Genomic DNA, 14,171 nt, shown 5'->3' with positions numbered 1-14,171 from the left:
TCAGGGCAAGTCGCGATTAGATGCCGTTGGCAACCGGGCGCGATTCATCGGCAGTCCACTCGGCCAGCGAGCCGTCATACATACGGGTGTTCTTGTTACCCTGCACTTCGGACAGACCGAACCAGACAACCGAAGCCCAGTGACCGGTATTGCAGAAGGCAATGTTGGCTTCTTCAGCGCCGAGGCCAACGCCCGAAGCGAGCTGGGCGACCGTCTCTGCACTCACATAGGAGGCGCCGTCAGCGTCATAGAGCTGGCCATTGTCGATATTGACTGCACCGGGAATGGTGCCGGCAACGCGGGCAACCGGGCTCTTGCTCTCGCCGCGATACTGCGCGACCGGACGACCGTCGACCAGCTTGGTGCCGTTGGCGATAGCCGCTTCCACGTCTGCCGTGGTGGCCAGCAGATGCTGCTGGAAATCAGCGTTGAAGGTGGTGGGCTCGAGCACGGTGGCAACGTCGGTCACTTCGCCGCCGGCTGCATCCCAGGCGCGGGCGCCGCCATCCAGGATCGACACGGCGTCATGGCCGAGAACCTTGAACGTCCAGTACACGCGGGTTGCGCCACCAAATTCCGACGAATTGTCGCCATTCGGCACGATAACAACGTGGTCGTCATTGCTGATACCCAGGCTGCTGATCAGGGCCGAGGTGGCTTCCACGCCAGGGAACTGGCCGGGAATGCCCTGGATTTCATTGCGCCAGCCAGCGCTGCCATATGGTGCCGAGATGGCGCCGGGGATATGTGCGGTGTCGTAAGGCTGTACGTTCTCAACGGGATTGCGCACGTCCAGCACGACCAGGCTTTCATTGCCCAGATGCTCTTCCAGCCAGTTTGCATCAACCAGCGGCGCATCGGTGAGGCGCTCGGCCTGGACGGATGTTGCCATGCTGGCAACGCTCAAAACCGCAGCGGCGGCAAACAGTGCAAAACGCATGCTCGATACTCCATATTCCTAGATTGCGCGCACTCTAGTGCACCCGCCCCGCTGGTGTCTGGCTATGGCTTGGCCAATTTCGGGCGTCTTGCGGATTTTCATGCCTCGATCGGTGATGGCATGAGCATCGCATTCTCGCCAACGCCATCCCTTGCACCGCGCAGCAATATACATTAGATAGTGCTAATATAAATAAACGCTGAGGTGCACCATGGACTGGCTCGACAGCCTGCCGCTCACTCCCTTGATCCTGCTGGCGCTGACACTGGGTCTGGCGCCCTTCCTGCCAGAGCCTCATCTGGTCGAAAAGATACGCATGCTGTTCAACGGCACGCTGACCAGGCCAATGGACATTTTCGACATGGCGCTGCATGGCGTGCCCTGGCTGCTGCTCGCGGCCAAGCTGGTGCGCATGCAAGTGGTCAGCTAGCCTCAACCCACGCCTTCAGGACCAAACGCCATGAGCCAATCCAGTCACGTTGTCTGCACCGCCTGCGGTGCGATCAACCGCGTCTCTACCGACAAGAATGCCGCCGCCGGCAAGTGCGGCAAGTGCGCAACCGCGCTGTTTGATGGCACCCCGGCAGACATGTCGGCCAGCAAGCTCGAACGCCAGATCGCCAAGACCGACATTCCCGTGCTGGTCGATGTCTGGGCGCCCTGGTGCGGCCCGTGCCGGGTCATGAGCCCGCAATTTGCCGAAGCCGCCCGCAAGGCCGAACCGGGCATGCGGTTCCTCAAACTCAATTCCGATGAAGCCCCGGAGCTGTCCACGCGTCTGGCCATTCGCGGTATTCCCACCATGCTGCTGTTTGAAAACGGCAAGGAAGTGGCCCGCGTTTCGGGCGCTATGTCGTCCAGCGATATCCTCAAATGGGCCGAGGGTGCGCGCACCAGATAGTCTGGGTCAAAGCTGGCGGCTATTGTCCTGCATGCCGCTCAGGCCCAGATCGACAATGGCAATATTGAGCAGGCGGGCCATTGAGGCATAAGCGCCTTCGCTGTCGCGATGGCGGATGCGCTCGATCACCTCGCCATGATTGGCCAGGGACGCGCCGGGCTCACGGGCCCGCTCCACGGTCAACCGGAACGAATAGGCCAGTGCAGCCCCAATGGTGTTGGACAACTGCTGGAACACGATATTGCCACTGGCCCGTAGCAAGGCGGTGTGAAAATCGATGTCGGCCTGATTGAAGGTGCTGAAGTCTTGGCTCTGCTTGGCCTTGCTCATGCGGGCAAAGGCATCTTCCATTGGCGCCAGATCTGCTGCGGTGGCGCGCAGGGCTGCAAAGCGTGCCGCGGCCGGCTCGATCACTTGACGCGCCTCGATCAGACTGAGCACAAGTTCGGCGCTGGGCTGCACTTCGATCGACCAGGCCAGCAGATCCGGATCGAGCAGGTTCCACTCATGGCGCGACCGGACGACCGTGCCGATACGCGGTCTGGTGGTCACCATGCCCTTGCTGTCGAGCACCTTGATCGCTTCACGCACGGCGCTGCGGCTCACCTTGAAATCAGCGCACATATCGGGCTCGGGCGGCAACACGTCGCCGGGCTGGAATGCACCGCCAAGCAGGCGCTGCGCCAGCGTCTTGACCACGTGCCGATGCACGCGCGGCTTCACCAGTGTTCGCGCCAGTGGGTCGTCCGTCATGGCGCGCTACTCATGATAGAGCACCGAGCGTCCACCATCGATGGCAATCGAGGTGGCATTGATGAAGGGGGCTTCGTCGCTCGCCAGAAACACCGCCGTCATGGCGACTTCCTCGGGCGTGCCGATGCGCTTGGGCGGATGCAGATCATAGGTGCGTTGCCGTTCGGCCGCCGGATCGGGGAAGCTGGCCCAGTAGTCAATCGCCAACTGCGTCTCGATATAGCCCGGCGCAATCGCGTTTACCCGTATATTGCGAGCGGCATATTCGATCCCCAGCGCCCGCGTCAGGCCCAGCAAACCATGCTTGGCCACGGGGTAGGGGAAGCTGCCCGGAATAATGCTGGTACTGTGCGAGGAGGAGATGTTGACGATGCTGCCAGCCTGATTGGCGAGCATTGTGGGTAGGACGGCCCGGCACAGGCGCCAGACCCCCTCGAGATCCACCGCCATGCAGCGCGCCCATTCCGCGTCGCTGGTTTCCAGCGGTTCGTGAAAGACGTTGATCCCGGCATTATTGACCAGAATGTCGATGCGGCCATACTTGGCCACCACGGCGGCGACCAGCTGATCCACCAACGCCTGATCGGTTACATCGCTCGGCACGAACCAGGCGCCCAGCCGGGTGGCCGTAGCGCTGCCGGTTTCGGCATCCTGTTCGGCAATCACCACCTCGGCACCTTCGCGCACGAAGGCCTCGGCGATGGCCGCGCCAATGCCGCGCCCCGCGCCGGTGATGATTGCTATCTTGTCTTTCAGGCGCATGATCTACCAGTCCACCAGCGTGCCATCGGCGAGCACGGCGTTCTGGGTGTGCATCACCTCCTGCACAAACGGATGCTTGGCGCAGGCATCTTCGTCAACCGTGATCCCCAGGCCCGGTGCCTCGGGCACTTGCCAATAGCCATCCACCCGCTTGATCGGTCCCTGCACGACGTCGAAATACCAAGGCACAGCCCCAACCATTTCTTCCTGAATGACGTGATTGGGTGTCGACACCGCAAAGTGCAGCGCCGCGACACCGGCAATCGGCCCCAGCGGATTGTGTGGTGCCACTCCAATGCCCAGGGCTTCGGCCCGCGCGGCAATTTTCTTGGCTTCCATCAACCCGCCGCAATGGCAGATATCGGGTTGCACAATGTCGATGGCCTGGCTGGCGAACAGCGCGTCGAACTCGGTCCGCTCAATCAGCCGCTCGCCGGTAGCCAGTGGCACCGAACTACGGCCTGCCAGCTTGGCCAGATTGGCAAAATCGCCGGGCGGGACCGGTTCTTCGACAAACATCGGGCGGCCGGGCGCCAGCGCCTCGATATAGGCCAGCGCTGCACCCGCTGACGCGGGGCGGCCATGGAAGTCCACCATGATCTCGATGCTGTCGCCAACCGCTTCGCGCATCGCCTGCATCATGCGGCCCACCTTGTCCACCTCGGGCAGGGGCGCGTGATAATGGGTATAGGGAATGAACACGGCCTTGAATGCCTTGTAGCCAAGGTCGACCACTTCGCGTGCGCGCTCCACCAATGGTTCAACATCGTTGGTCTCGTAAACCGCGCGCATGTCGCCCATCCCCAGATGGGTATAGACGCCAACCTTGTCGCGCACCTTGCCACCCAGCAGGCGCCAGACTGGCACATTCAGATGCTTGCCCAGAATGTCCCACAGCGCCAGCTCGATCCCCGATACCGCACTCATGCCGATAGCACCCAGCCGCCAGAAGCTCTGCTTGGTCATGGCCCGATAGGCCTGCTCGATATCGCGCGGATCGCGGCCGATCAGCAGCGGCGCCAAATCCTCGATCGCGCCGACCACAGCGCGGGTTTTCCATTCCAGCGTGGCCTCGCCCCAGCCAAACAGGCCCGGCTCGTCGGTCTCGACCTTCACAAAAACCCAATTGCGCATCTCGGCATTGACCACGCGGGTATTGATGGCAGTTATCTTCACGGGACCAGCCTCATACATCAGATGATTAAACACTATGAGGCGCCTATGGCTTGGTCAAGGCGCCATCTCGGGTTGACACTGCGTTCAAACATCAGATTATTAAACTGGATGGGCGTGGACGTGTTGAGTCAGTGCCGGCGTCCGAAACACCGTCACGACCAGTCAGGGACTACCATGCTGTTTTCCATTCCCCTTCAAGGCCAATGGTCATTTGCTCTGGATCCCGACAATCGGGGTGAACGCGAATGCTGGTTTGCCAAGGCGCTGGACGACACCATCGCTTTGCCCGGCAGTGTCGACGAGGCGCAAAAGACCCCGCTGACCACCGGTGGCACCATGGCCCATCTCAGCCGCCGTCATCCTTATGTCGGCAAGGCCTGGTACGCCCGCAGCTTTACCGTGCCTGAAGGTTGCGACGATCATTTCTATCATCTGGCGCTCGAGCGTCCGCACGGCGAGGTCAATGTCTGGCTCGATGGCTACAAGCTGGGGCGCGATGAGAGCCTGTCGACCGCTGTTCGCATGCTGATCGGCAAACTCGCCCCCGGCGAGCACAGCCTGGTCATGATGATCGACAATGAGCGCTTTGAAGCCGTGGGCGAGGCGATCATTCGCGATAGTGCCCTGATGGGCGCCGTGGCCCATTCAACCACCGAGCACACCCAGACAAACTGGAATGGGGTCGTTGGCTATCTGCGCATCGAAGCGGCCCGTGCCTCGATCGCCCGTCTGGACGTTCATGCGCTTAGTCGTGACATCAGCATCGACATCGAACTCGATGCCTTTGACGCCGACAATCGCTGGCCCACTTTCTTCTCCGGTGAGCATCGCGACGAACTCTTGGTCGAAATCGCCCTGAGCGGGCAAACTGTGAGGCTCATTGCCAACAGTCTGCTGACAGTTTCGAGCGGTTTCACCACCAGATCGGTGGCGTTTTCGCTGCCCGAAACCGCTGCCCTCTGGGATGAATTCAACCCGGTCCTGCACACCGCCACCGTCATCTGGAAACGCGATGGCATCGAACTCGACCGCCGCCAAACCCGCTTCGGCATTCGCGAATTCGCCCGCGCAGGCCGCAGCCTGACGCTCAATGGCCGTCCGGTTTTCCTGCGCGGCACGCTTGATTGCGCCATCTTCCCCCTTACCGGATACCCGCCCACCGACACAGCCGGCTGGCGAAAAATTTTTGAAACCGCAAAGGCTTACGGCCTCAACCACATCCGCTATCATTCCTGGTGCCCACCCGAAGCAGCCTTTGGTGTCGCCGACGAGATGGGCATGCTGCTCCATGTCGAGACCCCGGTCTGGCCGGTGCTTGGTGCCGATCCCGCGCTGGACCGCTACATCCACGCCGAAGCCGAACGCATCATGCGCGACTACGGTAATCACCCCAGCTTTGTCATGTTCTGCGTCGGCAATGAAGTGAATGGCGCCGGCACACACGCCTTCCTCGAACGCTTCATCGCTGGTTGGAAATCACGAGACAATAGAAGGGTTTACACCGGTGGCTCCGGTTGGCCCACGGTCGAACGCGCCGACTATCTGACTAAGCCCGAGCCGCGCAATCAGCGCTGGGGCGAAAATCTCGACGGCCGCCTCAACGCCCGTCCGCTCGAGACCATGACCGACTGGTCCGAATGGCGCGACAGCATCCCGCAACCTTTGGTCAGCCACGAGATTGGCCAGTGGTGCGTCTTCCCTGATCTGACCGAAATCGACAAATACACCGGCGTCCTCGAAGCACGCAATTTTGAGCGCGTGCGCGAAGACTTGGCCGCCAAGGGCTTGTTGCCATTGACAAAAGATTACCTGATGGCCAGCGGCGCGCTGCAGACCCAGCTCTACAAGGAAGAAGTGGAAGCGGCGCTGCGCACCGACGGATTCGCTGGCGTTCAACTGCTCGGGCTGCAGGATTTTCCGGGGCAGGGCACCGCACTGGTTGGCGTCGTTGACGCCTTCTGGGATGAAAAGCCCTATGTCACGCCGGCCCGATTCCGGGAGTTCTGCGCCCCCATCGTCCCGCTCCTCCGCGCCACCCGCTTTGTCGTGACCCAGGGCGAAGATTTTGTCGCTAGGCTGCAACTGGCGCAGTTCGGCCCCCATGATCTGCCCAGCGCAGAACTGAACTGGTCCGTCAGGGCCGAGGACGGGCAAACCTTGCGCATGGGGTTGATCACCGCCGCAGATATCACCGCTGGCGCCCTGCATACACTGGGCGAAGTTATCATCGCCACCGCAGATTTGCCCACTTCCGCCCGTTACGAACTGGTCGTCAGTCTGACAGGTACCCAATACCGCAATCGCTGGTCGCTCTGGGTCATGCCTCCCGCCGCAGCCGTGCCCGACCTACCAATCGTGACAAGCCTCGACGCGGCTGCGCTGGCGCGCATCAGCGCCGGCGAGACCATGGTGCTGGCACCATCACCAGACACCCTCAAGCCCAACGCGGTCATGGGCCATACGGCGGCCTTCTGGAATACGCTGTGGACCGAGGGACAGGAACCGCACACCCTGGGTCTGCTGATCGAAAACACCCATCCGGTCTTCCGTGACTTCCCCACACAGTCTCACACCGACTGGCATTGGTGGGAGATGACGTTTCACCGTCGCGCCTTCGACGTGGCCGGGATCGATTTTGCGCCAATCGTCCGGGTGATCGACGACTGGAACACCAATCGCGATCTGTTGCTACTGGCCGAGGCGCGCATCGGAGCGGGGCGCCTGATCCTGTGTGCGCCCGATCTGGTCGATGATCTGGACACCCGACCGGTTGCCCGCGCCTTTCGCAATGCGCTTGCGCATTATCTTAGCGGACCGGGCCACCCCGCCACCCGGCTCGACGCAGACACGGTTGGCCAATGGTGGCAGAAGATCAGTCAGTGACACTTTGAGAAGCCCGGTGTGCTGCCACGACTTGCGCCAGACCGCAGAGTGACGGAAAACAGCTGCATGGCGCAGTAGGGACGATTGGGGACGGTGTGAAGCGAGAACCGGGCAGAAAAGTCGGCATCAAGGACATCGCCGACAGCGCCGATGTTGCTGTTTCGACGGTGTCCCATGTGCTCAATGGCACCGCGCCGATATCAGAGGAAGTTCGCAACCGCGTCATTGAGGCAGCTGGCGCACTGGGTTATCTCGCCAAACGCCGCGACAAGGCGACCATCGCGGTTCTGCGCACCATCATGCTGGCGGTGCCCAGCGATACGCTGCCCCATAACGAGCACAACTACTATTCCTGGACTTTGCTCAGCACACTGATGCGCGAATGCGAGCGTCGGTCGATCCGTGTGATCCCCATGGAGGTGGACAAGCCATCGGTCAGCGGCGCGCGACTGGTCGAACAGGCTCGGGCGGCCGCTGTGGACGGTATCCTGCTGCTCAACGAGGACCGCGCCGATCTGCTGCACGACATTGCCCGTTCTGGCATCCCCGCCGTGCTGATGAATGGCGAAGACCATGAAATGCAGATCGACAGTGTCACACCAGGCAATCGCTTCGGGGCACGATACGCCACCAACTGGCTGATCGAGCAGGGCCATCGCAACATCCTGCACCTCACATGGGAAGGCCGCAGCACGATCCGGCGTCGGCGTGACGGCTTTCTCGATGCCTTCCGTACCAACGGATTGTCGCTCGAAACTGCCTATGTGCAGCAGGCAGAGGGCTATCTCCCTGACATGGGCGCTGCGGCCATTGATCGCTGGATTGCCAAGCACGAGGGCATGGGTGGCGTAACCGCGATTTTCTGTGCTGCGGACAATCTGGCGCTGGGCGCCATGGCGGCGCTGCGCCGGGCAGGGGTCTCCATGCCCCATGATGTCTCGGTGGTGGGCTTTGACGGCGTGGCGCTTGGCGAACTGACCTCGCCCGCCCTCTCCACGGTCAGCGTACCGCTCGACCACATGGGCATTGCCGCCCTGCATTTGCTCGAACAACGTATCGTCAATGCCGCTGGCGCACCGCCAGCGCACCGACTTGAACTGGGCTGCCGACTGACAATTCGCGGTAGCGTTCGGCGACTCGACTAGCTCTTGGGTAGCGGACCAAACAGGTTCTCCAGCATGCTCTGCCGTGCCAGTTCGAGAGCCCCCAGCAGTCCAGCGCGTCCGCCCGCGTCGCTGCGGCGGATCTGCACGGGGCGTATCCAGCTCTGGGCCAAACGGGTCTGCACCCTGTCGATAAATTCCTGCCGCGCGCCAATGCTGCCGCCCAGCACAACGACCTGGGCATCAACGAGCGATAGTAGGCAGACCAGCCCGCGCGCCACCGTTTCGGCCGAGCTGTCCAGAGCGGCGCACGCAGCAACGTCCTCTGCGGCAGCCGCATCGAAGATATCGCGCACGCTGTGCTCGGAGGCGCCACCGGCTGCACGATAGAGGCGTCGAATGCCCGCTTCACCGACGCGGTTTTCTAGCGCTGGCAACCCCGCCATTTCAAGTTGCCAAAGCGGCATGTAGCCAATCTCCCCAGCGCCGCCAAATGCCCCCCGCAGCAAGTGGCCGTTGATAAGCAGGGCGCCACCAATGCCGGTACCCAGCGCAACAAACGCCACATTGTCCTCTCCCTGAGCGCAGCCATGGGCGAGTTCGGCAACCAGCGCCAAGTTCACGTCATTGTCCAGATGCACCGCGCAACCCAAAGCCAAGGACAGCGGCTCCAGCAGCGCCACTCCCTCGAGCCCCGGCAAATTGCCGGCCATGCTCAGACTGCCTTGTACAGGGTCAACAGCTGCGGGAAGGCCAATTGCCGTGTGCCGCACGTGTGCACGGGGCAAACCGGCGTCTGCGCACATGGCGTTGGCCATGGTGGCTATCTGGTCAACCAATGCCGCGGCACCGTTTCGCGTTGTTGGCACCGCGCGTTCAGCAAGAATATTTCCGCGCATGTCGCAAAGCGCACCGGCCAGTTTGGTGCCGCCGACATCAAAGCCCAGCGCCAGCGCCGCAGTGTTGCGCAAGGTGTAGAATTGTTGCGAACGCCCCGGCATACCATTGCTCGATCCGGCAACCTGAACCATGCCGCGAATTTCCAGATTCGCTAGTAGGTCCGAAATAGCGATCCGCGGGAGACCGATTTTTCGCGATAGTTCCGGGCGCTGGAGGCCAGGTGAATCCATCAGCGCCTCGACCAGAACACGTAAGTAACCGGTTTGGGAATTTGTCTGAATGCGGGCATCGGTCAGAACCATCGTCACACGCTTTCCTCTAGGCTGTTGAATTCACTACCTATCTTCGACCGCGTTTGGTGGATTGCCGAGGTTCCCCCGCCTTCCATTTCATCTCGTGCAAATTGTTTCATATTGCATCGCGGTCAAACTGTCGCAAAGATAGCTCATGTAACAGCAAGACGGCCCAGAATACGCGAGAAAATTGCGATCGGGAGTGCTGCTACAGGAGGATGGGAGGATTCGATGAAAACATTTTCGTGCGTTGCATCCTGTCACTTCTGCTGAGGATCACTGGTCGCCAAGTAACCGGTTGGTGCATTGGGGCCGCTAATGAGAGGGAAGAAGTCAATGAACGCAAAGAAATGGATCGCGTCATTCGCGATCACGGCGCTATCGACCACCGCGCTGACAACCGCAGCCTGGGCTTTTCAGGAAGCCCCGATGCTCACCGAGATGGTTGAGGCGGGCAATCTGCCAGCCGTCGATGAACGCCTGCCAACAGATCCGACTGTCGTGAACGCACTTGAAGTGGGCGAATACGGCGGCGTTTGGCGTCGCGCCTATAGCGGTCCTGGCGACCGTTGGGGGCCCACCAAGCTCATGGAAGAGCGGGTGTTGAAATGGACCGCCGATGAGAATGGCACCGCTGTTCTGACGCCCGGCTATATCGAGAGCTATTCGGTCAATGAGGATTCGACTGAATTCACCTTCACTCTGCTCGAAGGCTTGAAGTGGTCGGACGGCGCGCCAGTGACCACCGATGACGTAGCCTTTTGGTACAATGACGTTTTTATGAACCCCAAGCTGGTTCCCACGATCGATCCAACCTTCGCGCCAGGTGGCGTGCCGCTTGAGCTCGATATCGCCGATGAGCGTACTTTCACCATCAAGTTCGCCCAGCCATATGTGTATTTCCTGCAGATTCTGGCCAAGGATTCGACTGGCGAACCAAGCCTGGATCGTCCCAGCTTCCTGTTTCCCAAGCACTATCTGAGCCAGTTCAACGACAAGTATGCCAGCGAGGAAGAGCTCGCTGCAGCCGCTGACAAGTACAACGTCGCAGCCTGGACCGATCTTTGGGGTTCCAAGGGTGCGTTGACGGGCTGGTGGAACAATCCAGATCTGCCCGTGATCACCGCCTGGAAGATTGAGACCCCGGCGCCGGCTGAAACCGTCGTCATGGTTCGAAACCCCTACTATTATGCGGTTGACCAGGAGGGGAACCAGCTTCCCTATATCGACCGCATCGAGCATCGCCTGTTTCAGGATCCGGAAACGCTCAACCTGATGGTGGCGCAGGGCCAGATCGATATGCAGGCCCGCTATATGAGCCTGGACAACTACACCTTCTACAAGGAAAACGAAGAGCGCGGCGGTTATCACATCGTCCCTGGGCTGGACTCCAATGTCTGGTCGCTTGTTCCCAATATGAACAGCAAGGACGAAGTGCTGCGCGGTCTGTTCGAGACCGAAGCTGTGCGGCATGCCATGTCTGTTGCGGTTGATCGCGAGCTGATCAACGAACTGACCCAGTCCGCACTGGCCAAGCCTTTGCAGACCGCGCCCGTGACCGGCTCGCCCTATCACAGCGACGAGTTGTCCCAGCACTGGGTTGAATACGACCCAGACCTGGCCAACGAACTGCTTGATGAGGCTGGTCTGAGCGAACGCGACAGCGCCGATTTCCGTCTGCGTCCTGATGGTCAGCGTTTCAGTCTGGTTGTCGAAGCCAATGACGCGGTGCATGCCAAGACGCTCGAATTGCTGGCAGAAAACTTCGCCGATATCGGCATCGAATTCCTGCCACGCGTCATTGATCGCACCCAGTGGGACAACAACCGCGCCAATAACGATTTCCAGATGCATTGGATTCCGTTTGATCGACTGACCTACGTTCCTGCCGATCCGCGTCGCATTATGGGTTCGGACGGCTACGCCAACCAGAGCTTCAAATACTACAATACCAACGGCGTCGAAGGCATGGAGCCCACTGCAGAGATGCAGGAAATCTACGATCTGTGGGATCAGGCATCGCAGTCTGCGTCGGTTGAAGTGGCTGATGGCTACGTCAAGCAGATGGCCGAGATATTTGCCACGCAGGGTTGGGTAATCGGTGTCTATGGTGAGGGCACGGTGGTCAACATCGTCTCCAACAAGATGCACAACGTGCAGCCAAACCTGGTGCAGGACGACATCTTCCGCGGTGTGGGTCTGGCCCGTACCCAGCAGTTCTGGCTTGAACAGGAATAGCTACACATAGTGTCCGGGGCGGGTCCGCCCGTCCCGGATCGCTGCTGGCACCGCATACCCATGCGCGCGCCTGCTCCTGGAGAAACACACCATGCTCGCCTTCATCGGACACCGCGCCCTCTTGGCGATTCCGACGCTGATCTTCATCTCGTTCATATCCTTCGTGATCATCCAGTTGCCGCCGGGGGATTATGTCACCGCCTATGCCGCGCAATTGCGCCATGCCGGTGAGTATATCTCGCCGCTTCAGGAAGCTGCCATGCGCGAGCAGTTCGGTCTCAATGACCCACTGATCGTGCAGTATTGGCGCTGGATCAGCGATATCGTGCTGCGCGGTGATTTTGGCTATTCGCTCGAATGGAATGCGCCGGTATCGACCCTGATCTGGGATCGTCTGATGCTGACCCTGGCCATCTCTTCGGCCAGCCTGGTGCTGACCTGGGCCATCGCAATCCCTGTCGGTGTGTATTCAGCGACGCGGCAATATTCGCTGCTCGACCACCTGTTCACGGTGTTCGGCTTTCTGGGCAAGGGTATCCCGGACTTCCTGCTCGCCCTTATCTTGATGTGGTTAAGCTTCGCCTATCTGAACCTCGACGTGGGTGGCCTGTTCTCGCCCGAGTACCAGAACGCCCCTTGGAGCCTGGGCAAGTTGGGCAATCTGCTCACCCATTTATGGATTCCGCTGGTGGTGCTGGCTACGGGCGGCGCAGCAGGTTTGATCCGCGTTATGCGCGCCAATATGCTCGACGAGCTCGGTAAACCCTATGTCGAGACTGCCTATGCGCAGGGCCTGAGCGAAGCTCGTGTCGTCTGGACCTATCCGGTCCGTGTGGCGCTTAACCCATTCATTTCGACAGTGGGCTGGGCATTGCCCGCGCTGTTTTCGGGCGACGTGATCACCGCCGTAGTGCTCAACCTGCCTACTACCGGCCCCTTGCTGCTGCAGGCCCTCAAGATGCAGGACATGTATCTCGCAGGCAGCTTCATCCTCATTCTCAGCGTCTTCACCGTCGTGGGCACGCTGATCTCCGACATCCTTCTGGCGTGGTTCGATCCACGTATCCGTAACGCGTGAGGGTTCAGCCATGACAGAGCAGACAATCAACACTGCCGCGGATGCCCCCAAGGACCGCAAAGAAGATCTCTACACGGCCACGCCGGCCCAGCTGATCTGGCGGCGCTTTTCCAAGCACGCCCTGGCCGTGATCTCGATGTGGTTCCTGGCGATCCTGGCGCTATGCGCAGTGTTCGCCGATATGGTGGCACCCTATGCACCATTTGAGGTGCAACGCTTGCGCACGCTAGCGCCGCCAACGGCCATTCACCTGTTCGACGATGGACAGTTCGTCGGCCCGTTCGTCTATGGCTGGTCGCGCGAACGCGATCTTGAAACGGCGCGGGTGAAATACGCGGTCGATACCGACAAGGTTCTACCGATTCAGCTTTTCTATCAGGGCGATGACTACAATTTTTTCGGCCTGTTCAAATCCAATGTGCACTTGTTCGGAGTGGACGACCGCCGCGAGCAGATCAATCTGCTCGGCACCGACGATCTGGGACGCGATGTCTTTTCGCGCCTGATGCACGGCGGTCGGGTCACCTTGTCGGCTGGTCTGATCGGCGTCATCTTTGCCTTTGTGCTCGGGCTGACACTGGGCTCGATCTCCGGATATTTCGGCGGGTGGATCGACACCTCAATCCAGCGCCTGATGGAGCTGATCCGCTCGGTCCCCACCATCCCACTCTGGATGGGGCTGGCTGCGGCCTTGCCTATCGCCTGGGACCCCATCATCGTCTATGTGCTCATCACGCTCATTCTGGCGCTGATCGGCTGGACCCATCTGGCTCGCGTGGTCCGTGGACAGTTCCTGGCCATTCGAAACGAAGATTTTGTGATGGCCGCGCGCCTGGCTGGCGCCACCGAAACCCGCATCATCACTCGGCACATGCTGCCCTCGATGACCTCCTACATCATCGCGGCCCTGACACTGGCGGTCCCGGAGATGATCCTTGGTGAAACCGCGCTGAGCTTCCTCGGCCTGGGTCTTCGCCCGCCCGTTGTTAGTTGGGGCGTGCTGCTGCAGGACGCGCAAAACCTGCGCTCCATCTCGCTGGCGCCTTGGCTTCTCTCGCCCGGTGGGGCGGTTGTGCTGACCGTGCTTGCCTTCAATTTCCTCGGCGATGGCCTGCGCGATGCGGCCGACCCCTATGGGCAGTGA

Annotated in this window: 12 protein-coding genes; 7 read left to right on the top strand and 5 right to left on the bottom strand. The window is 60.7% G+C overall.

Annotated elements, in window-relative coordinates; translation table 11 throughout:
- Window positions 1-16 precede the first annotated feature (16 nt).
- Window positions 17-940, bottom strand: a complete 924-nt coding sequence (locus KD146_RS07700) for a sulfurtransferase (protein ID WP_212658113.1) — start codon at window positions 938-940, stop codon at window positions 17-19.
- Window positions 941-1,151: 211 nt separating this feature from the next.
- Here KD146_RS07700 and KD146_RS07695 point away from each other — a divergent pair, with 211 nt between their 5' ends.
- Complete coding sequence (locus tag KD146_RS07695; protein ID WP_212658112.1) at window positions 1,152-1,370, top strand: hypothetical protein; 219 nt, start codon at window positions 1,152-1,154, stop codon at window positions 1,368-1,370.
- Between the two features lie 30 nt (window positions 1,371-1,400).
- Complete coding sequence (gene trxC / locus KD146_RS07690; protein ID WP_212658111.1) at window positions 1,401-1,841, top strand: thioredoxin TrxC; 441 nt, start codon at window positions 1,401-1,403, stop codon at window positions 1,839-1,841.
- Between the two features lie 6 nt (window positions 1,842-1,847).
- On the opposite strand, the gene KD146_RS07685 is transcribed toward trxC, so the two are convergent.
- Genes KD146_RS07685 through dgoD form a run of 3 tightly spaced genes read right to left on the bottom strand, consistent with a single transcriptional unit; the run spans window position 1,848 to window position 4,532 of the window.
- Window positions 1,848-2,594, bottom strand: coding sequence for a FadR/GntR family transcriptional regulator (locus KD146_RS07685; protein WP_212658110.1), 747 nt, complete (start codon window positions 2,592-2,594; stop codon window positions 1,848-1,850).
- Between the two features lie 6 nt (window positions 2,595-2,600).
- Window positions 2,601-3,356 carry an SDR family oxidoreductase gene (locus KD146_RS07680; RefSeq protein WP_212658109.1) on the bottom strand — a complete coding sequence of 252 codons (756 nt, stop codon included), beginning with the start codon at window positions 3,354-3,356 and terminating at the stop codon, window positions 2,601-2,603.
- Between the two features lie 3 nt (window positions 3,357-3,359).
- Window positions 3,360-4,532 (bottom strand): galactonate dehydratase, encoded by a 1,173-nt coding sequence (dgoD, locus tag KD146_RS07675; protein ID WP_212658108.1) that lies wholly within the window; start codon window positions 4,530-4,532, stop codon window positions 3,360-3,362.
- A 174-nt stretch (window positions 4,533-4,706) separates the two neighbouring features.
- On the opposite strand from dgoD, the gene KD146_RS07670 reads away from it, so the two are divergent.
- Both KD146_RS07670 and KD146_RS07665 read left to right on the top strand, forming a co-directional pair.
- Window positions 4,707-7,415, top strand: a complete 2,709-nt coding sequence (locus tag KD146_RS07670; RefSeq protein ID WP_212658107.1) for a glycoside hydrolase family 2 protein — start codon at window positions 4,707-4,709, stop codon at window positions 7,413-7,415.
- Window positions 7,416-7,510: 95 nt separating this feature from the next.
- Window positions 7,511-8,560, top strand: coding sequence for a LacI family DNA-binding transcriptional regulator (locus tag KD146_RS07665; RefSeq protein ID WP_212658106.1), 1,050 nt, complete (start codon window positions 7,511-7,513; stop codon window positions 8,558-8,560).
- Here the strand turns inward: KD146_RS07665 and KD146_RS07660 are convergent.
- The gene (locus tag KD146_RS07660) at window positions 8,557-9,549 is read right to left on the bottom strand and encodes an ROK family protein (protein WP_212658105.1); all 993 of its coding nucleotides are present in this window, start codon (window positions 9,547-9,549) and stop codon (window positions 8,557-8,559) included. The genes KD146_RS07665 and KD146_RS07660 overlap by 4 nt on opposite strands.
- Window positions 9,550-10,047: 498 nt before the next feature.
- Here KD146_RS07660 and KD146_RS07655 point away from each other — a divergent pair, with 498 nt between their 5' ends.
- The 3 genes from KD146_RS07655 to KD146_RS07645 all read left to right on the top strand — a co-directional run bounded on the left by KD146_RS07655 (window position 10,048) and on the right by KD146_RS07645 (window position 14,171).
- The gene (locus tag KD146_RS07655; protein WP_212658104.1) at window positions 10,048-11,949 is read left to right on the top strand and encodes an ABC transporter substrate-binding protein; all 1,902 of its coding nucleotides are present in this window, start codon (window positions 10,048-10,050) and stop codon (window positions 11,947-11,949) included.
- Between the two features lie 91 nt (window positions 11,950-12,040).
- A complete protein-coding gene (locus tag KD146_RS07650) occupies window positions 12,041-13,027 on the top strand; it encodes an ABC transporter permease (protein ID WP_212658103.1) in 987 nt (328 codons plus the stop codon).
- A 10-nt stretch (window positions 13,028-13,037) separates the two neighbouring features.
- On the top strand, window positions 13,038-14,171 hold the full coding sequence (locus tag KD146_RS07645; RefSeq protein ID WP_212658102.1) for an ABC transporter permease: 1,134 nt from the start codon (window positions 13,038-13,040) through the stop codon (window positions 14,169-14,171).

It is taken from the genome of Devosia litorisediminis (genome assembly GCF_018334155.1).
In the GTDB taxonomy this organism is placed as follows: Bacteria; Pseudomonadota; Alphaproteobacteria; order Rhizobiales; family Devosiaceae; genus Devosia; species Devosia litorisediminis.
The sequence above is the reverse complement of the archived record's forward strand: the minus strand, read 5'-3'. Positions and strand labels throughout refer to the sequence as shown.